Genomic DNA, 18,395 nt, shown 5'->3' with positions numbered 1-18,395 from the left:
TTGTCCGCCTCAGTTCCCGCCGCCGAGAAGATCCTGAAGGATCGCCCGGATCGGGTCGTTGTCCTGCCTTTGCCGCTGTTGCTGTTGCGCCTGCAGATCGCCCGGCTGCGGCGGCAGCGGGGTCGGCTGCTGGGCCTGGGTCGGCGGCAGCTTGGGTTCGGGCACGATCAGGGGCAGGGGGCTGACCGGCAGGCCGTCTTCGACCCGCGTCATCACCTCGTGCCAGATCTCGGCCGGAAGCCCGCCGCCGGTGACGCCTTTCAGCGGCGTGTTGTTGTCATAGCCCATCCAGACGCCCGCGACATAATCGGCGGTGAAGCCGATGAACCAGGCGTCCCGCGCCTCTGACGTGGTGCCGGTCTTGCCGGCCACCGGCCGGTCGCCGAGCGCCGCGCGCCCGCCGGTACCGGCCTGGATCACTTGCGTCATCATCCAGGTCAGCTCCTTGGCCGCGGTGTCCGAGATCACCCGCTGGCCGATGCCGCCGCCCTGGCCGATCAGCGGCTCGGCCTCGTCCTTCAGGCGCAGCTCGCGCAGGCCGTAAGGCGCCACCGACGAGCCGCCGTTCAGGATGCCGGCATAGGCGCCGGTCATCTCCAGCAAGGTCGCCTCCGACGCGCCAAGCGCCAGCGCCGGGCCCTGCGCCAGATCGGAGTGGACGCCGAAGCCCTGGGCGATGGTGCGCACCTCGTCCAGGCCGATCGCCTGGGCGATCTTGACGGCGGGCACGTTGCGGCTTTCGCGCATGGCCTGGGCGATGGTGATGATGCCCTTGAACTCATGGTCGTAATTGTCCGGCGTCCAGGGACCCGAGCCCTTGATGTTGATGGTCAGCGGGCTGTCATCGACATAGTCCATCGGGCTCCACCCCTTGTTCAGGGCGGCGGCATAGACGAAGGGTTTGAAGCTGGACCCGGTCTGGCGCAGCGCCTGGGTGGCGCGGTTGAAGCTGCCCGCCTGCGGCAGGTTGCGCCCGCCGACCATGGCGCGCACCGCGCCATCCGCGCTCATCACCACGATGGCGGCCTGGGCGTTGGACCCTTCCTTGAGCTTGCTGGTGAAGACCGCCGTCAGGGCATCCTCCGCCGCCTTCTGCAGGCGCGGGTCGAGCGTGGTCTTGATCACCACATCCTCGGTCGTGTTCTTGCCCAGATAGGCCGGGGTGCTTTCCATGACCCAATCGGCAAAGGCGCCGCCGGCGTTCTGCGCCGCAGCGCCGGACAGTTCGGCCGGATGGGCCAGGGCGTCATCGGCCTCGGCCTTGGTCAGATAGCCCTGGTCATACATCAGCCCGATGATCACCGCCGCCCGGTCCTGCGCGCGCTGCAGATTGGCGGTCGGCGCATATTTCGACGGCGCCTTCAAAAGCCCCGCCAGCATCGCCGCTTCCGAGGGCGACAGGTTCGCCGCCGACTTGCCGAAATAGCGTTGCGAGGCCGCTTCGAAACCGCGGGTGCCGGCACCCAGATAGGCGCGGTTGAAGTAGATCGTCAGGATCTCGTCCTTGGTATACTTGGCCTCCATCGCGATGGCATAGGGCACTTCCTTGATCTTGCGGGTCAGTCCGCCCGACCGGCAGTCGTCCTCGTAATCGCTTTCGCTTTTCCAGACTCTCGGGTCATAGCTGACCCCAAGGCACAGAAGCTTGGCCGTCTGCTGGGTGATGGTCGAACCGCCGTTGCCTTCGAAGGCGCCGCGCCCGGCGCGCAGGTTGATCGCCACGGCCGAGATGATGCCGCGCGGGCTGACGCCGAAGTGGTAGTAGAAGCGCTTGTCCTCGGTCGCGATCACGGCATGGAGGAGGTTGGGCGAGACGGTCTTCGGCGTCACCTGGCCGCCGAAAGTCTCGCCGCGCCAGGCAAAGACCTGGTCATTGGCATCCAGCATGGTGACCGAACCGCGCGCCCGCCCGTCGATCAGGTTCGCGACCGGGGGCAGCTGGACGTAGAAATAGAGCACCGCACAGCCGACCACGAGGGCGCCGATCGCAAAGAGCCGCCAGAAGATGCCCCAGATCAGATGCCAGAGCCACAGCACGAAGCGCGTGATCAGCCCGTGCCGGCGCACCGGACGGCGCGGGGAGGGCGTGCGCGGGGATCGTGCCGGCGGCTCCGTCGGGGGCTTTCCCGGCGGGCGGCCGCCCGAGCCCTTGGTATATCGCTTTTCCGCGACCAGTTGCCGCCCCTTGCCCGATGCTGCCATCCCGCCCTCTTTACTGCTCTAGGTCCGGGCTTGGGCCCGCTTTTGTTGATCTGCAGAATAGCCCGCATTTTCCGAAATGTGGAGAAGCCCCGGGCGCCGATTCGAGTGTATAAATGCCTAATTTTTAGCCGTAAGCATATTTATGGATCAAAAAATAAGCGCATTTTGCCATTCGCCCGGTTTTTGAGCCGCTTGAAACTTGTGCTGCACCCGCGAAATCCGCGTCATAGCGCGAAGGGCCAACAGGGTCCGCTCTAAGGGGAAAGGGGTGCGACGTGAAGCTCATCATTGCGGCTATCAAGCCGTTCAAGCTTGAGGAAGTGCGCGAGGCGCTGACATTGATCGGCGTGCGCGGGATGATGGTGACCGAGATCAAGGGCTTCGGCCTGCAGTCGGGTCATACGGAAATCTATCGCGGTGCCGAATATGCCGTGAACTTCGTGCCGAAGATGCGGCTGGAGATCGTCGTGGCCGACAGCCTGGCTGACCAGGTACTCGATACGATCACCAAGACCGCGCGAACCGGCAAGATCGGTGACGGCAAGATCTTTGTGCTCGACGTGAGCCAGGCCGTGCGGGTGCGCACCGGCGAAACCAATGACGATGCGCTGTAAGCGTCTGGGTAGGGGAAGAACTGATGAAGAACGTGCTTAAGACAACCGGCCTTGCGGCCCTGACGCTGGGGGTGGCGGCTGCACTGCCCGCCTTCGCGCAGGACGTGGCCGCCACGGCAACCGATGCGACGGCTGCCGCAACCGCCGCCGCTGCCCCGGTCATGGACAAGGGCGACGTGTCCTGGATGATGACCTCCTCGGCGCTGGTTCTGTTCATGACCATCCCGGGCCTGGCGCTGTTCTATGGTGGCCTTGTCCGCTCCAAGAACATGTTGTCGATCCTGATGCAGACCACGATGATCGCCTGCATGGTCATGGTGATGTGGGTGGTCTATGGCTATTCGGTCACCTTCGGCGGCGGCACCTCGCCCTACTGGGGTGGCTTTGCCAAGCTGTTCCTGAAGGGGGTTGACGCCTCCAGCATGTCGGCGACCTTCTCGGCCGGCTATGTGATCCCGGAATATGTCTTCATCTGCTTCCAGATGACCTTCGCCGCCATCACCCCCGGCCTGATCATCGGCGCCTGGGCCGAGCGTGTGAAGTTCAAGGCAGTGCTTCTGTTCATGCTGCTCTGGACCACCTTCTCCTACTTCCCGATCGCCCACATGGTCTGGGATGCCAGCGGCCTCCTGTTCAAGATGGGCGCCATCGACTTCGCAGGCGGCACCGTGGTGCACATCAACGCCGGTATCGCGGCCTTCGTCGGCTGCCTCGTGATCGGCAAGCGCGTCGGCTATGGCAAGGAAAACATGGCACCGCATTCGATGGTCATGACCATGATCGGCGCTTCCATGCTGTGGTTCGGCTGGTTCGGCTTCAACGTCGGCTCCAACCTGGAAGCCAACGGCGGCGCGGGCCTTGCGATGATCAACACCTTCATCGCCACGGCAGCGGCGGCCCTGGCCTGGTCTGCGGTTGAAGCGATGCAGCGCGGCAAAGCCTCGATGCTGGGTGCGGCTTCGGGCATGGTGGCCGGCCTCGTCGCCATCACCCCGGCCTGCGGCACGATCGGCCCGATGGGCGCCATCATCCTCGGCATCGTCGTGGCGGTGGTCTGCTACTACTTCGTGACCGTGGTGAAGAACATCTTCAAATACGACGACAGCCTGGACGTCTTCGGCGTGCACTGCGTCGGCGGGATCATCGGCGCCATGGGCACCGGCGTTCTGTCGGCCGGCTGGCTCGGCGGCGTGAAGGACGACACCTACTCGATCGCCGCCCAGTCGATGATCCAGTTCGAAGCCGTCGCCATCACCCTGATCTGGTCCGGCGTCGTGGCCTATGTCTGCTACAAGATCGCCGACGTGATCTTCGGCCTGCGCGTCGAAGCCGATGTCGAGCGGGAAGGTCTGGACCAGGCCTCGCATGGCGAAACCGCCTACCACGCCTGAGCGCGGCCTGACTGAACAAACGCAGCCGGGGCGCTCCTCCCAAAAGCCCCGGCAAACTTGAACGGCTCGCAGGTCCTCCCCCTGCGAGCCGTTTTTCTATCCGTCCGCCCCGGGCGCCCCGGTGGAGGGTAGGATGGGCAATCTGCCCATCTTCCGAAAGCCCTCAGAAAAATCCGCGCGGCAGGATGCGCTGGTGATAGGCGTCACGCTCCAGCTCTTCCTGAAAATCCGGATGCGCGATCGAGATCAAGAGCTTGGCCCGCTCCGCCACCGTCCTCCCCTTGAGGTTAACGATGCCGTATTCGGTCACCACATACATCATGTCGGTGCGCGGCGTGGTCACGATATTGCCGCGCGTCAGCGCCGGCACGATCCGGCTTTTCCGCTCGCCCTTCTTGTCATAGGTCGAGGCAAGGCAGATGAAGCTCTTGCCGCCCTTGCTCGCATAGGCGCCGCGCACGAACTGCAACTGCCCGCCGGTGCCCGAGATATGGCGGAACCCGTCGCTCTCCGAGGCCGCCTGGCCCTGCAGGTCGATCTGCGTCGTGTTGTTGATCGCCGCCACATTGTGGTTCTGCATGATGACATGCGGCATGTTGGTATGGTCGACCGGGTGAAACTCGACCTCGGGGTTATGGTCGATGAAGTCGTAGAGGTACTGCGAGCCGAGGCCGAAGGTGCAGACCATCTTGCCCGGGTTGATCTGCTTCTTCACCCCGGTGATCCGCCCGGCCCGGTAGAGGTCAACGATCCCGTCGGTCATCATCTCGGTATGGATGCCCAGATCGGTGATGCTGCTTTCGGCCAGCAGGCTGCAAACCGCGTTGGGCATGCCGCCAATGCCGATCTGAAGGCAAGCGCCATCGTCGATCTGGGTCGCGATCAGCCGGGCCACGGCGCGGTCGACCTCGGTCACGGCGCCTTTCGGCAGTTCAGGCATCGCCTGCCCGTCGCCCGGGATCACAAAATCCACTTCCGAGCGGTGCACCTTGGTGCCGACACCCATCACATAGGGCATGGCGGCGCATTCCTCGACGATCACCACCTTGGCCCGCTCGACCAGCGCCCGCATCCACAGATTGGCCGGGCCGAAGTTGAAATTGCCCTCGGCATCCATCGGCGCGGTCTTCAGGATCGCGATATCGACCGGGTCGATGAACCGGCGGTAGTAATCCGGGATCTCGCCCAGATTGACCGGCAGATAATGCGAGATGCCGTCGTCATGCTTCTTGCGGTCATAGCCGCCGAAATGGGTCGAGGCCCAGAAGACATGGTCGCCCCTGGGGTCGGCCTCCAGCACGGCGCGGGGGCGGGGGGCGATGCAGGACCGGATCCGGATGCCCGAGAGCGCGCCGATGCGTTTGCCCAGGGCCGCGTCGAAGGCATCTGGCTGCCCCAGCACCGCACCATAGTCCAGCCACATCCCCGGCCGCACCAATGCCGCCGCCTCCTCCGCCGTGATCCTTTCGGCCAGTCGCACCATCATGAACCCTCCCCGGTTGCCGGCGCCGTTTCGCACCGTGCAAGCCGCATTAGATCATGGGATTTGTCTTGGGAATAGAAAGGATGCGCCGGCGTGCCGCGTTGAATTGCCGCGTCTGGCCCATGCAAAAGGGCGGGGGATGGCCCCCCGCCCTTCGATCAGCGCCCTGCGCCAGACGTCAGCCGCCGACCGCCGCGATGGCGGCCGCCAGGATCGGCACGGTCCGGGTGTTCAGGCCCGCGATGTTGATCCGGCTGTCGCCGACCATGTAGACGCCATGCTTTTCACGCAGCTCATTGACCTGCGCCTCGCTGAGGCCAAGGCGGCTGAACATGCCCCGGTGATGCGCGATGAAGTCGTAGCGGTCGGAATTGGTGGCGCGGCGCAGCTCTTCTGCAAGCTGGGTGCGCAGGGACAGCATGTTCAGGCGCACCTCCTCCAGTTCCGCCTTCCAGTCGGCGGCGAGGGCGGCATCTTCCAGGATCATCGTCACCAGACGCGCGCCATGGTCCGGCGGGAAGGAAAAGTTCTGCCGGTTCAGGAAGTTGAGGTTGCCCTGCACCACGGCCTTGCGGGCGGGCTCGGTCAGGGCGATCAGGATGCCGGTTCGCTCACGGTAGATGCCGAAGTTCTTCGAGCAGGAGGCGGCGATCAGCATCTCGGGGAAGCGGGCGGCGATCATCCGGGTGGCCGCGGCATCCTCCTCCAGCCCGTCGCCGAAGCCCTGATAGGCGAGGTCGATGAAGGGAATGGCGCCGCGCGCGGTCAGGATCTCGGCCACTTCGACCCATTGCGCCGCAGTCAGATTGGCGCCGGTCGGGTTGTGGCAGCAGCCGTGCAGCAAGACGACATCGCCTTTGGCCACCTGGGCCAGGTCCGCCTTCAGCCCGTCAAAGTCGATGCCGCGGGTGGCGGCGTCGAAATAGCGGTACTCGGCCATCTTCATGCCGAGGTATTTGATGATCGAGGGGTGGTTCGGCCAGGTCGGGTTCGACAGCCACACCTTGGCCTCGGGCGACGCGAGCTTGACCAGCTCCAGCGCCTGGCGGATCGCCCCCGTGCCACCTGGCGTGGCGATCGAGGCGGCGCGATCGGCAAAGCCCGAGCCGAGGATCATCGTCACCATCGCGGCGTTATAGGCGGGCTCGCCGGCCAGACCGGTGTAGGTCTTGGTCGTCTCGACCTCCCACAGCTTTTTCTCGGCGGCCTTGACGGCGCGCATCACCGGGGTCAGGCCGGTGGCATCCTTGTAGACGCCGACGCCAAGGTCGATCTTGGCGCTGCGCGGGTCGTCGCGGTACATCGCGATCAGTTGCAGGATCTTGTCCTGCGGCTGCTGGTTCAGGGCTTCGAGCATGTTTTCTCCTTCCCCGGCCTAGCGCGCGGGGCCTTTCTCGACGGCGAGGTCTTCATACATGCCCCACTCGGCCCAGGAGCCGTCGTAGAGCGCGTGGTTGCGGTGGCCGATCCGTTCCAGCGCGAGCGAGAGGATCGCGGCGGTGACGCCCGATCCGCAGGTGGTGATAATCGGCTTGGACAGATCCACCCCGGCGGCCTTGAAAATGGCGATCAGGTCCGGCACGGATTTCATCGTGCCCTCCCCGGTCAGCAGGGTGGTATAGGGTACATTGCGGGCGCCGGGGATATGGCCGGCACGCAGGCCGGGGCGCGGCTCGGGCACCTCGCCGGCAAAGCGCGCGGCAGAGCGGGCATCGACGATGACCGCCTCGCCCAGCTTGGCGGAATGGGCGACTTGCGTCACATCCTTGACCAGATGGTTCTGCCGGCTGACCGTCATGTGGCGATCTTTGACCACCGGCGGCATGTCCTCGATCTCGTGCCCCTCGGCGCGCCATTTCGGCAGGCCGCCGTCCAGCACGGCGATGTCGGTCTTGCCCATCAGCCGGAAGGTCCACCAGACCCGCGCCGCCGAAAACAGCCCCGATCCGTCATAGACCACGACCTGATGCCCGTCGCCCACCCCCATGGCCCGCATCCGGGCGATGAACTTCTCCGGCGGCGGCGCCATATGCGGCAGCGAGGAGCGCTGGTCGCTGATCTCTTCGATGTCGAAGAAGCGCGCGCCGGGGATATGGGCGGCCTCGTATTCGGCTTTGGCGTTGCGCCCGGAGTCGGGCAGGTACCACGACGCATCCAGAAGCCGCAGGTCCGGGTCGCGCAAATGGGCGGCGAGCCAGGCGGTCGAGACGAGGGTCTTGGGGTCGTCAACGGGCGATGTCATCAAACGCTCCTAGGTCGGGAACGTTCTTGGACCTAAACCCGAGCGGGCGGCGAGGCAAGTTCGTTATCCGATCTTGCCGCTTTCATTTCCGCTGCGGCCCCGCTCAGGCCGCAGCGTCATTTCGGCTGGTGGCCCAGACCTTGCGTTTTTCCCGGACGCGGAACTGGCCCACCGCTTCGGCGACGCGGCCGGCCTCCTCCTCCATGCTGTGGGCGGCGGCGTTGCTTTCCTCGACCATGGCGGCGTTGCGCTGGGTCGTCTCGCTCATCTCGGCGATGGCGGAGTTGATCTGCTTGAGGTTGGAACTTTGCGCCGCGCTCGATTCGGTGATCTTTTCGGCCACGGCGCTGGTTTCGGTGACCTGCGACATGATCGCGGTCAGCGCCTTGCCCACGTCATTGACCATCCGCACCCCGTTGGAAACCTGGCTGACGCTGTTCTTGATCAGCCCCTTGATCTGTTCGGCCGCCTCTGCCGAGCTTTGCGCCAGGGATCGCACCTCGTTGGCGACCACGGCAAAGCCGCGGCCATGTTCGCCGACGCGGGCCGCCTCGACCCCGGCGTTCAGCGCCAGAAGGTTGGTCTGGAAGGCGATGTCGTCGATGATGCCGATGATCTTGGCAATCTCGCCCGAACCCTTTTCGATCTTGTCCATGGCGCTGATCGCCTCTTGCACCACCTCGCCGCCGCCCTTGGCCGCGCTGTGGGTGCGGTTGACGGAGTTGCTGAGTTCCGCCATGGCCTGGGTCGTGCCGGTGATCGCGCCGGTCAGTTCATCCATCGCGGCGGCGCTTTCCTCCAGGCTGGCGGCCTGCTGTTCGGAACGGCGGGCGAGGTCATCGGAGGCGGCGCGGATCTCGCTCGCCGTGGAGGCGATCTGGCCGGAGCCTTCGAGGATATTGCCGAACGTGTCGCAGAGCCGGCCGAGGGCGGCGCGGAAGTCCTTTTCGATCTGGGCGTAATCCTTCGGCAGGGCGGGCAGGGTCGTGGTCAGATCGCCATGCGAGACATCCGACAACGCCTTGCCGATCGCATTGATCACATCGCGGCGCTTTTCCTGTTCGACCTCGAAATAACGCGAGATGGCAAGGTCCATGTCCAGCATCGCGACCTTGATCAGCGTGCTGATCATCCGCGCCTTGGCCTTGCGGCGCGGCGACAGGCCCGCCATGCCTTCGGTCAGGATGCCGGTGAGCACATGTTCGAGGATGTTGGCATAGCCGCCGATATACCACTGCGGTTCCAGCCCGATCTTGGCATGCACATCGCCGATGGATTTGGAGGCGGCATAATAGGCGTCGGTCACGCCGTTGTTGAAGATGCGCTGCCAATGGTTGGCCTGCGCCTTGTGGGCGCGATCCATCGCGGCCTTGTTGGGAAAGAATTTCGCGGTTTCCGGGGTGGCTGCGACATTTTCATAGAATTTGTCGAGCGCCGAGTCCCCGTATTTTTCCACCGCCTTGGCAATGGCCGCGAAGTCACCGTCCTGCGGATTGATCCGATAGAAACTCAGCCGCTGCGCCAGCGGAGAACGAGAAGTGTCAGTCACGATGGCAAATTCCTGATGAAGGTTGCGGAAGGGATTCGCGGTCCGGCTTCGATTAGAAGCCAAAACCGTAAGCAAATCCCTTACGCGTCCGGAATTGCCCTGCAGGGCCCGCCGTTGGACCTATCCGCGCGCACCGTGCTTCATGATTCGCGCCTTCTGACGTTCCCAGTCGCGCTTGGCCGAGGTCTCGCGCTTGTCGGCCAGCTTCTTGCCCTTGGCGACGCCCAGCTTCAGCTTCACGAAACCGCGGTCGTCGAAATAAAGCCGCAAGGGGACGATCGTCATGCCCTCGCGCCCGACGGCATTCGACAGCCGCGACAATTCCTTGCGCGAAACCAGAAGCTTGCGGCGGCGACGCTCTTCATGGCCGAAGGTCTTGGCGGGCAGATAGGGCGCGATATAGCCGTTGATCAGCCAAAGCTCGCCACCCTCGACCGAGGCATAGCTTTCGGCAATATTGGAGCCACCCTGGCGCAGCGACTTGACCTCGGAGCCCATGAGCATGATCCCGGCTTCCAGATCGGATTCGATATGGTAGTCGAACCGTGCCCGCCGGTTTTCCGCGATGAGTTTCGAGTTGGGATCTGATTTTTCGGCCATGATCCTACGGAAATAGGCGAGCGGGGCGGCATAGTCCAGAAGCGGAGAGAAGATGTTCATCCAGATCGCTGTCGGAACCGGGTTGCTTCTGGCCAATATCCTGTTGTCGGCCGTGGCGGCGATGGTGCTGGAGGTGGTCTTTTCCCGGCTTCACCGCTGGCTTCTGCGCGAACCGCACCGGCCGAAGCTGGTGGTCCTGGTGGCGGGCGTCTCGCTCTGGGTGCTGGGGGTGATCACGGCGGGGACCTGGATCTGGGCCCTGGCCTACCAGGCGCTGGGGGTCTTCCCCGATCTGGAGGAGGCGGTCTATTTCTCGCTGGTGGCCTATACGACGCTGGGTCTGGGCGATGTGGTGCCGGCGGCGGGCTGGCGGCTTCTGGCGGGGATGGAGGCGGCGAACGGCTTTTTGAACTTCGGCCTGCTCACCGCGCTCTTGATCGAGGCCTTCCGCCAGACCCGCCTGAACCAGGTCGAACACAAGCGCCGGGGCGGTTAGCGTCCGGTCAGCTCGGACGTGATGTTGACCGGACCTGCCGAGCCGCGCAGCTTGGCGCGGTAGATCACCACGCCCTCGGCCACCCGCATCACATAGGTGCGGGTTTCGGCGAAGGGGATGGTTTCCACCCAGTCGACCGGGTCCGTCTCGGCCAGGCGCGGGTCGCCGAAGGCGGTCATCCAAGTGTTGGGACGGCTTGGCCCGGCATTGTAGCCCGAGGCGATCAGCGCGACCGAGGGGCCGAATTTGTCCAGCATTTCCTTGAGGTACGCCGCCCCCAGCGTCGCATTGTAGACCGGGTCCGAGGCGAGGCGGGCGGCGGAAAACACCAGGCCCTGATCCTTGGCCACCTTGGCCGCCGTGCTGGGCAGAAGCTGCATCAGGCCAAGCGCCCCGGCAGAGCTGCGCGCCTCGGGGTCGAACTCGCTTTCGCGCCGGGCGATGGCCAGCGCCAGCGCCCGGCTGACCGACAGCTTGTCGGGCACCATGTCGGGCACCGGGAAATAGGGCGCGGGCAGGATCACGCCCCGCTCGGCCGCGGCCTTGGCGATCAGCACCGCCGACCGGTATTGCCCGGCCTTGAGCGCCATGTCGGCGAGGGCCGCAAGCTCTTGATTGGACAGGCCTTCGCCCAGATGCAGCAGGAAGCGCGCCGACATCTGCTCGCGCCCCGCCGCGGCCAGCCGCAGGGCGGCCTCGAGGACCGAGGACCGCGCGAAGCTCGCCGATTTCCAGCTGCCCGCAGGCACCGCATTGGACAGAAGCGTCGCGTCCAGCTTCAGCCCCAGCTTTTCCGCCGCCAGCATGCCGTAATAGGAGGTCTGGAACCGGGCGGCCTGGGTATAGGCGGTCTGCGCCTTGGCCTTGTCACCTGCGGCTTCATAGGCGCGGGCCATCCAGTACAGGGCGCGGGCCTGGCTGATCGGCGTCGTGGCCCCCATCAGCCGCCCGAAATGCTTCAACGCCCGGGTCGGGTCGTTCATCTTGCGCAGGGCGATGAAGCCGGAGAGGAACTCCAGATCGGCGGCATCGCTGGCGTTGGTGATCTGGTGGTTGGCGGCGACCTTGTAGGCGGTCTTCACATCGCCGTTGCGCATCAGGTAACGGGCAAGGCTGGCGCGCCGGTCGGCCCAGGCGTCCGGATCGCCGAGCCGCGCGGCCGAGGTCGAACGGTCGATGATCAGCGTCGCGGCATCGGCGTAATTGTCATGCCGCATCCGGTAGAGGAACCGCTCATAGGCGAGGCCCGCATCCTCCTTCAGGGGCGCGGGGACGGCGGAGACCAGGGCATTGACCCCGTCCTTGTCGCCGCGCAGCGCCATCCGCGCCTGCGCCAGCGCGCCCCAGGATTTCGAGACCAGCGGCAGCATCCTCTGCGCCTCGGTCATGCGGGTGCCGTCCCAGAGGATGCGGTCCAGCCGGACCTCATGCGCGACCTTCAGGTCGGCGGCGTAAAGCCCCATGATCTGGGTCTGCTGGTCGGCGGTGAATTTCAGCTCGGTCCAGGCGCGCGTCGCCTCGGCCACGGCATCGGCATGGCGGCCCGATGCCTCCAGCGCGCGCAGCAGGGCCAGGGCGCCTGCCGCGGTTTTCGGCTGGTCGCTGCCGAAATAGCGCAGGACGCGGGCAGGGTCGTCCGAACGGGCCACCGCCGCCTCGCCCGCCGTCTTGAGGAAGGGGATGCCGGGCCAATCGGGGTGGCGGGCGAGAAAATCTTCGTAATCGCCCAGCAGCCCGTCGCCATCACGCAGGCGCTGCCATTCGATCAGATCCATGCCGGACTGGCCCGCCGCCATGGCAGCGGCCTTGGCGCCCTCCCAATCCTGCTTGTCGGCAAGCGACTCTGCCGCCTGCAAGGCGTTGATTTCCTTGGCGTCATAGGCCGAAGCCGGAAGTGAGGCCAGCCCAACCGCAAAGGCTGCGGCGCGAAGAACGTGTCCAAATCGGGTCATCCCCCAAGTTTGCCGGAAGTGCGGGCCAGTCACAACCGGATTTCCCGTGATCGGAGCGCCGCCGCCCATGCTTGGCAAACCCCTTCATCAAGTTTAGGAAGAGCGCCGCATATTCCGGGCGATTCAGCCCCCAACCGAGGAGACGTTGCCATGTTCAAAGGGTCATTCCCTGCTCTGGTCACGCCGTTCAAGAACGGCGCGCTGGATCTGGTGGCGCTCAAGAAACTCGTGGAATGGCATATCGAGCAGGGCTCGCATGGCCTGGTTCCGGTCGGCACCACGGGCGAAAGCCCGACGGTCAGCCATGACGAGCATCGTCTGGTCATCGAAGAGGTGATCCGCGTGGCCGCCGGCCGCATTCCGGTGATAGCCGGGGCCGGGTCGAACAGCACCGCCGAGGCGATCGGCCTCGTCCAGTTCGCCGAAGCCGCCGGCGCCGATGCCGCGCTGGTGGTGACGCCCTATTACAACCGCCCGACGCAAGCCGGGTTGATCGCGCATTTCACCGCCCTGCATGACGCGAGCAACCTGCCGATCTTCATCTACAACATCCCGGCCCGCTCGGTCGTCGACATGCTGCCCGCCACCATGGCGGAGCTGGCCAAACTGCCGCGGATCGTCGGCGTCAAGGATGCCACCGCCAACCTCGCGCGCCCCTCGCAGCAGCGCGCCGCCTGCGGGCCGGACTTCATCCAGCTTTCGGGTGAGGATGCCACGGCGCTTGGCTTCAACGCCCATGGCGGGGTCGGCTGCATCTCGGTCACGGCCAATGTGGCGCCGAAGCTCTGCGCCGAGTTCCAGCTGGCCACGCTGGCGGGCGACTATGCCAAGGCCTTGGAATATCAGGACCGCCTGATGCCCTTGCACGAGGCGATCTTCCTCGAACCGGGTCTGGTCGGCGCGAAATACGGCCTCTCCCTCCTCGGTCTTTGCGAGGAAGAGGTGCGCCTGCCGCTGGTCGGTCTGACCGATGCCACCAAGGCCCGGATCAAGGCCGCGATGCAGTTCGCCGGCATCCTCTGAGACTTTGGGCGGGGCACGACCCCGCCCGACATTCCCCAAGCCCCGCGCGCCTGCGCCGCCCGGATCAGGAGGCCCCATGGCATCGGACAATCTGCGCGGCAGCCTCTGGATGATGGCCTCGATGGCGGGCTTCGCACTTGAGGACGGCTTGATCAAGGGGGCCGCCGGGGCGATGCCGCTCGGTCAGGTCGTGCTGATCGAGGGGATCATCGGGGTGATCTGGTTCTCCTGCATGGCGTCGCGCGCCGGGGCGCCGCCGCTGCCGCGTGCTGTCCTCTCGCGCACCATGGCGCTGCGTTCGGGGTTCGAGCTGGTCGGGCGGCTGTTCTACGCGCTGGCCATCACGCTGACCCCGCTGTCCACCGCCTCGGCGATCCTGCAGGCGACGCCGCTGGTCGTGGTTCTGGGGGCGGCGCTGGTCTTCAAGGAAAGGGTCGGGCTCTGGCGCTGGGTCCTGATCGCGGTCGGCTTTGTCGCGGTCTTGCTGATCCTGCGGCCGGGGCTGGACGGGTTTTCGGCGTTGAGCCTGCTTGCGTTGATCGGCATGTTCGGCTTTGCCGGGCGCGACCTTGCGACCCGCGCCGCACCGCCCGCAATGTCGAACGCGCAGCTGGGGGTGGCGGGCTTTGCCGTGCTTGGCCTTTCGGGCGTGCTGATCCTAGCGGTGACCGGCGGCCTGACCCTGCCGGGCGCGCCCGCGCTGGCGCTGATGGCGGGGGCCACGGTCTTTGGCATCGCGGGTTATGCCGCCCTGACCCAGGCGATGCGGACGGGCGAGGTCTCTGCCGTCACCCCCTTCCGCTATACCCGGCTGGTCTTTGCGCTTGGCGTCGGCATGCTGGCCTTCGGCGAAAGGCCGGATGCGCAGACGCTGATCGGCTCCGCCATCATCGTGGCCTGCGGCGTGGCGCTGCTGACACGGCGGCGGGTGCGATAGGGCTCAGGGCTTCAGAAAGACGCCCAGGTCCACCTTGTGCCCCGTGCCAAGGTCAAGTCCCTTGACCGCGCCGAGCGGTGTCAACCCGGGCAGGGCGGTGCCTGCGGGCACGGCCACCACCTGACAGCCGGGGCCGGCCAGGGTGGCGGTGATCTCCTCGACAGACTGGAACCGGACCTTGTTGTTGGTCAGAAAGACGAGCGAAGGTTCGGCATAGCCCGCAACCGCAAAGCCGCAGTCGGGGTGTGCGTCGGCCAGGGCGGCCATAGGCTTTGCCGGCCAGAGCGGCGCCATCCCGGCCAGCGTCGGATAAATCGCGGTGTTGAGCGCAAGCCCCCCCAGCGCCAGCGCCGCGGCCAGCCGGACCGGATCGCCCAGCCGCGCGGCGGCGAGGATCACGCCGATGGACACCAGGACCAGCGCCGCCGCCAGCCAAAAGCCCCAGGGCATCCGCGCGCCCAGAAGCCCGGCCTGCCAGACCAGCGCCGCCAGCAGCACCACCGGCAAGACCCCCGGCAGCGACTGCACCCAAAGCGCCCGCTTGCCCCGGTTCTGCCAGGCATAGGCCAGAAGCAGCGCGAGCGCCGGATAGGTCGGCAGGGTGTAATGCACGAGCTTGGTCGCCGTCAGCTCGAAGACCACCCAGGTCGGCACCAGCCAGACCAGCGCGAAGCCCACCAGATCGTCGCGCCGCCCGCGCCAGATCGCCGGGATCGCCGCCGCCAGCGGCATCGCCCCCGGCCAGAAGGTCAGCCAGATCGCCGCAAGATAGGAGCCGGGCGGCGCGCCATGGTTCTCCTGCCCGCTCGCCAGCTTCTCGAACATGTCGCGGCCGAGCGAGGCGCGCCAGAAAGCGCCGTGGCTGACCTCGGAAATGGCAATGAACCACGGCGCCGCCAGCAGGATCAACAGCACCAGCCCGGGCAGGGGCCGCAGGCTGCGCAGCAGGGTCAGATCGCGGCGGATCAGCAGGGACCCCGCCAGGGTGAAGGCCAGAACCATCGGCCCGATCGGCCCCTTGACGAGGACCGAGGCCGCCAGCGCCGCCCAGAAGCCCATCGCCATGGCAAAGCTCAAGGCCCCGTCGCGGATGCCGCGCGCCAGCACATATTGCCCCGCCACCACGGTCGCCAGCAGCGTCGCATCGGTCTTGGCCAGATGCGCCTCGGCCCCCAGCATCAAGGAGGCCGCCAGTGCCAGCGCCGCCAGAAACGCCGCCTCGGGCCGCAGGTACAGCCTTGCGATGCCATGGGTCAGCCCGACCGAGGCCAGCGCGGCCAGCAGGCTCACCAGCCGGTAAGCCCAGATCTGATCGGTATGCCCGACCACCGCTGTCACCGCCGCCTGCAGCCAGTAAATCCCGACCGGCTTCTTGTAACGCGGCACATCGGCAAAGCGGATATCGACGAAATCCCCCGAGGCGAGCATCTGCCGCGAGGCTTGCGAAAACAGAACCTCGTCGCGGTCCAGCGGCGGCAAGGTGAAGAAGCCCGGTAGGGCCAGCACGATCATGACCAACAGCGCGAGCCACATACCGCGCCCCGCCGTCACCTGCCGCTGCACCCAGACCATGAACCGCCCCGATCCTGAAAAACCAATGTCCAAAGGCCGCCCCGCTGGGCGTTCGGCGCGGGTTGGGGGTCTGGGGGGACCATCCCCCCCCAGCCGGGGCCGCCGCGCGCCCTCAGCCGTTTTCCCGAAGCACCGCCCCCGCCAGATAAAGCGAGCCGCAGATCAGCACCCGTGCCGTCGGGTCCTTTGCCGCAATCGCCGCCAGTGCCGCCGCCACCGTCTCGGCCACTTCGGCCTTGATCCCGGCGCCGATGGCCGCATCGCGGGTCACTTCGGCGGGCAGGGTATTCTTCTCTCCGGGGATCGAGACGGCGTAAAGCGCGGTCGCCTGGCTCGCCAGGGGCACCATATAACCGCGCACGTCCTTGGTGTTGAGCATGCCGCAGATCAGGTACGTCGGCCGGCGCGGCATCCGCGCCAGCGTCGCCGCCACCGCGACCCCGCCCGCCGGATTATGCCCGCCGTCCAACCACAGTTCCACCCCCGGCGCGCTGTCGACCAGCGGCCCTTGCCGCAGCCGCTGCATCCGGGCGGGCCAGAAGGCTTTGGTCACCGCCGCCTCACATTCCGTCGCCGAGCGGCCGAGATAGCGCAGCGCCGTCAGCGCCGCCCCGGCATTCTGGATCTGATGCGGGCCGGGCAGGTTGGGCAGGGGCAGGTCCAGAAGGCCCTTCTCGTCCTGATAGACCAGACGGCCATGTTCCTCATGCACATGCCAGTGCTGGCCAAAGGCCAGAACCGGCGCGCCAAGTTTGCGCGCCCGCGCCTCGATCACCGCCAGCGCATCATCGTCCTGCGGCCCGATGATCACCGGCACGCCGCGCTTGATGATCCCGGCCTTCTCGAAGGCGATCTCGCTCAAGGTCTCGCCCAGATATTGCTGATGGTCGATCGACACCGGGGTGATGATGGTCAGCGCCGGCTTCTCGACCACATTGGTCGCATCCAGACGCCCGCCCAGACCGACCTCCAGCAGGGTATAATCCGCCGTGGTCCGCGCAAAGGCCAGGAAGGCCGCGCAGGTGGTGATCTCGAAGAAGGTGATCTCGTCGGCGCCGTTCTTCTGCACGCATTCGTCCAGCAGTGCTGTCAGCGCCGGTTCCGAGATGATCTCCCCCGCCAGCCGGATGCGTTCATGAAACCAGGCGAGGTGGGGCGAGGTATAGGCATGGGCGCTCAAGCCGGCGGCCTCCAGCCCGGCGCGGATCATCGCCTGGGTCGAGCCCTTGCCATTGGTCCCGGCCACATGGATCACCGGCGGCAGGCTACGCTCGGGGTTGCCCAGGGCGGCCAGAAGGCGGTGCACCCGGTCCAAGGTCAGGTCGATGACCTTGGGGTGAAAGGTCATCATCCGATCCAGGATCACGTCCGAGCTTGTCATTTTGCTGCGGCGACCCCGGCTGCACCCTCGGGGGCGGGCAGGTCGCCCTTCACGGCGGGGGGCATTCCCATCAGCATGCGCAGGATGGTGGCCAATTCCTCACGCTGCGCCTTCCGATGCGTCACGCGGTCCAGCATGCCGTGATCCAGGAGGTATTCGGCGCGCTGGAAGCCTTCGGGCAGCTTCTCGCGGATGGTCTGTTCGATGACGCGCGGGCCGGCAAAGCAGATCAGCGCGTTCGGCTCGGCGATCTGGACATCGCCCAGCATCGCATAAGAGGCGGTCACCCCCCCGGTGGTCGGATGGGTGAGGACGACGATATAGGGCAGCCGCGCCTCACGCATCATCTGCACCGCGACCGTGGTGCGCGGCATCTGCATCAGGGACAGGATCCCCTCCTGCATCCGCGCGCCGCCGGCGGCGGCAAAGACGATCAAGGGCCGCTTGTGTTTGACCGCGGCTTGGGCGCCCGCGATCATCGCATTGCCGACATACATGCCCATCGAGCCCGCCATGAAGGCGAAATCCTGGGCAATCGCCACGACCGGAGTGCGCAGAATCTCGCCCTCGGCCACCAGCATCGCCTCTTTTTCACCCGTGGCTTTCTGCGCGGCCTTCAGACGGTCGGGATATTTCTTCTGATCGCGGAAATGCAGCGGATCGGCGACCGGCTCGGGCACCTTCACCTCGGTGAAAATCCCGCCGTCAAAGAGCGCCTTGAACCTTTCGCGCGGCGTGATCGCCATATGGTGATCGCAATTGGTGCAAACGTTCAGATTGTCGGCCAATTCCCGGTGAAACAGCATGGTCCCGCATTCCGGGCACTTGGTCCACAGATTGTCGGGCGTTTCCCGCCGGGAAAACAGCGAGTTGATTTTCGGACGGACGTAGTTGGAGATCCAGTTCATCGGCTGGCCTTTCGGTCGCTCATTTCCCGCCCGAGATAGTCCGAG

15 protein-coding genes are annotated in these 18,395 nt (G+C 66.0%); 5 read left to right on the top strand and 10 right to left on the bottom strand.

Going from position 1 to position 18,395, the window contains the following annotated elements; translation table 11 throughout:
- Window positions 1-9: 9 nt before the first annotated feature.
- Window positions 10-2,202, bottom strand: coding sequence for a transglycosylase domain-containing protein (locus AC1DZT_RS13780; RefSeq protein WP_478007202.1), 2,193 nt, complete (start codon window positions 2,200-2,202; stop codon window positions 10-12).
- 275 nt (window positions 2,203-2,477) lie between these two features.
- Between AC1DZT_RS13780 and AC1DZT_RS13775 the strand changes: the two genes are divergently transcribed.
- Window positions 2,478-2,816, top strand: a complete 339-nt coding sequence (locus AC1DZT_RS13775) for a P-II family nitrogen regulator (protein WP_477999154.1) — start codon at window positions 2,478-2,480, stop codon at window positions 2,814-2,816.
- Between the two features lie 23 nt (window positions 2,817-2,839).
- Window positions 2,840-4,207 (top strand): ammonium transporter, encoded by a 1,368-nt coding sequence (locus AC1DZT_RS13770; protein ID WP_478007201.1) that lies wholly within the window; start codon window positions 2,840-2,842, stop codon window positions 4,205-4,207.
- A 163-nt stretch (window positions 4,208-4,370) separates the two neighbouring features.
- On the opposite strand, the gene AC1DZT_RS13765 is transcribed toward AC1DZT_RS13770, so the two are convergent.
- From AC1DZT_RS13765 to smpB, 5 genes are all read right to left on the bottom strand, one after another.
- Entirely contained in the window at window positions 4,371-5,693 is a 1,323-nt protein-coding gene (locus AC1DZT_RS13765; RefSeq protein WP_478007200.1) for an acetyl-CoA hydrolase/transferase family protein, read from the bottom strand.
- A 175-nt stretch (window positions 5,694-5,868) separates the two neighbouring features.
- Window positions 5,869-7,047, bottom strand: coding sequence for an amino acid aminotransferase (locus AC1DZT_RS13760; protein WP_478007199.1), 1,179 nt, complete (start codon window positions 7,045-7,047; stop codon window positions 5,869-5,871).
- Window positions 7,048-7,065: 18 nt separating this feature from the next.
- On the bottom strand, window positions 7,066-7,932 hold the full coding sequence (gene sseA, locus AC1DZT_RS13755) for a 3-mercaptopyruvate sulfurtransferase (RefSeq protein ID WP_478007198.1): 867 nt from the start codon (window positions 7,930-7,932) through the stop codon (window positions 7,066-7,068).
- Window positions 7,933-8,035: 103 nt separating this feature from the next.
- Complete coding sequence (locus AC1DZT_RS13750; RefSeq protein ID WP_478007197.1) at window positions 8,036-9,481, bottom strand: methyl-accepting chemotaxis protein; 1,446 nt, start codon at window positions 9,479-9,481, stop codon at window positions 8,036-8,038.
- Between the two features lie 120 nt (window positions 9,482-9,601).
- Complete coding sequence (smpB, locus tag AC1DZT_RS13745) at window positions 9,602-10,081, bottom strand: SsrA-binding protein SmpB (protein ID WP_478007414.1); 480 nt, start codon at window positions 10,079-10,081, stop codon at window positions 9,602-9,604.
- A gap of 52 nt (window positions 10,082-10,133) precedes the next feature.
- On the opposite strand from smpB, the gene AC1DZT_RS13740 reads away from it, so the two are divergent.
- Window positions 10,134-10,577 carry a potassium channel family protein gene (locus tag AC1DZT_RS13740; protein WP_478007196.1) on the top strand — a complete coding sequence of 148 codons (444 nt, stop codon included), beginning with the start codon at window positions 10,134-10,136 and terminating at the stop codon, window positions 10,575-10,577.
- On the opposite strand, the gene AC1DZT_RS13735 is transcribed toward AC1DZT_RS13740, so the two are convergent.
- Complete coding sequence (locus tag AC1DZT_RS13735; protein WP_478007195.1) at window positions 10,574-12,529, bottom strand: lytic transglycosylase domain-containing protein; 1,956 nt, start codon at window positions 12,527-12,529, stop codon at window positions 10,574-10,576. The genes AC1DZT_RS13740 and AC1DZT_RS13735 overlap by 4 nt on opposite strands.
- Window positions 12,530-12,679: 150 nt before the next feature.
- Here AC1DZT_RS13735 and dapA point away from each other — a divergent pair, with 150 nt between their 5' ends.
- Both dapA and AC1DZT_RS13725 read left to right on the top strand, forming a co-directional pair.
- Window positions 12,680-13,552, top strand: a complete 873-nt coding sequence (dapA, locus tag AC1DZT_RS13730) for a 4-hydroxy-tetrahydrodipicolinate synthase (protein WP_478007194.1) — start codon at window positions 12,680-12,682, stop codon at window positions 13,550-13,552.
- Window positions 13,553-13,628: 76 nt separating this feature from the next.
- Window positions 13,629-14,489 (top strand): DMT family transporter, encoded by an 861-nt coding sequence (locus tag AC1DZT_RS13725; protein WP_478007193.1) that lies wholly within the window; start codon window positions 13,629-13,631, stop codon window positions 14,487-14,489.
- Window positions 14,490-14,492: 3 nt separating this feature from the next.
- Here AC1DZT_RS13725 and AC1DZT_RS13720 read toward each other — a convergent pair whose 3' ends face one another.
- From AC1DZT_RS13720 to accD, 3 genes are all read right to left on the bottom strand, one after another.
- Window positions 14,493-16,061 (bottom strand): ArnT family glycosyltransferase, encoded by a 1,569-nt coding sequence (locus AC1DZT_RS13720; RefSeq protein WP_478007192.1) that lies wholly within the window; start codon window positions 16,059-16,061, stop codon window positions 14,493-14,495.
- Between the two features lie 112 nt (window positions 16,062-16,173).
- Window positions 16,174-17,442, bottom strand: a complete 1,269-nt coding sequence (locus AC1DZT_RS13715) for a bifunctional folylpolyglutamate synthase/dihydrofolate synthase (RefSeq protein ID WP_478007191.1) — start codon at window positions 17,440-17,442, stop codon at window positions 16,174-16,176.
- Window positions 17,439-18,350 (bottom strand): acetyl-CoA carboxylase, carboxyltransferase subunit beta, encoded by a 912-nt coding sequence (gene accD, locus AC1DZT_RS13710; RefSeq protein WP_478007190.1) that lies wholly within the window; start codon window positions 18,348-18,350, stop codon window positions 17,439-17,441. The genes AC1DZT_RS13715 and accD overlap by 4 nt, the downstream gene beginning before the upstream one ends.
- Between the last annotated feature and the right edge of the window lie 45 nt (window positions 18,351-18,395).

The sequence above is a fragment of the Rhodobacter sp. P1_C2 genome (assembly GCF_056406375.1).
Note: the sequence above shows the minus strand (reverse complement) of the source record. Positions and strands in the feature narration are given on the sequence as shown.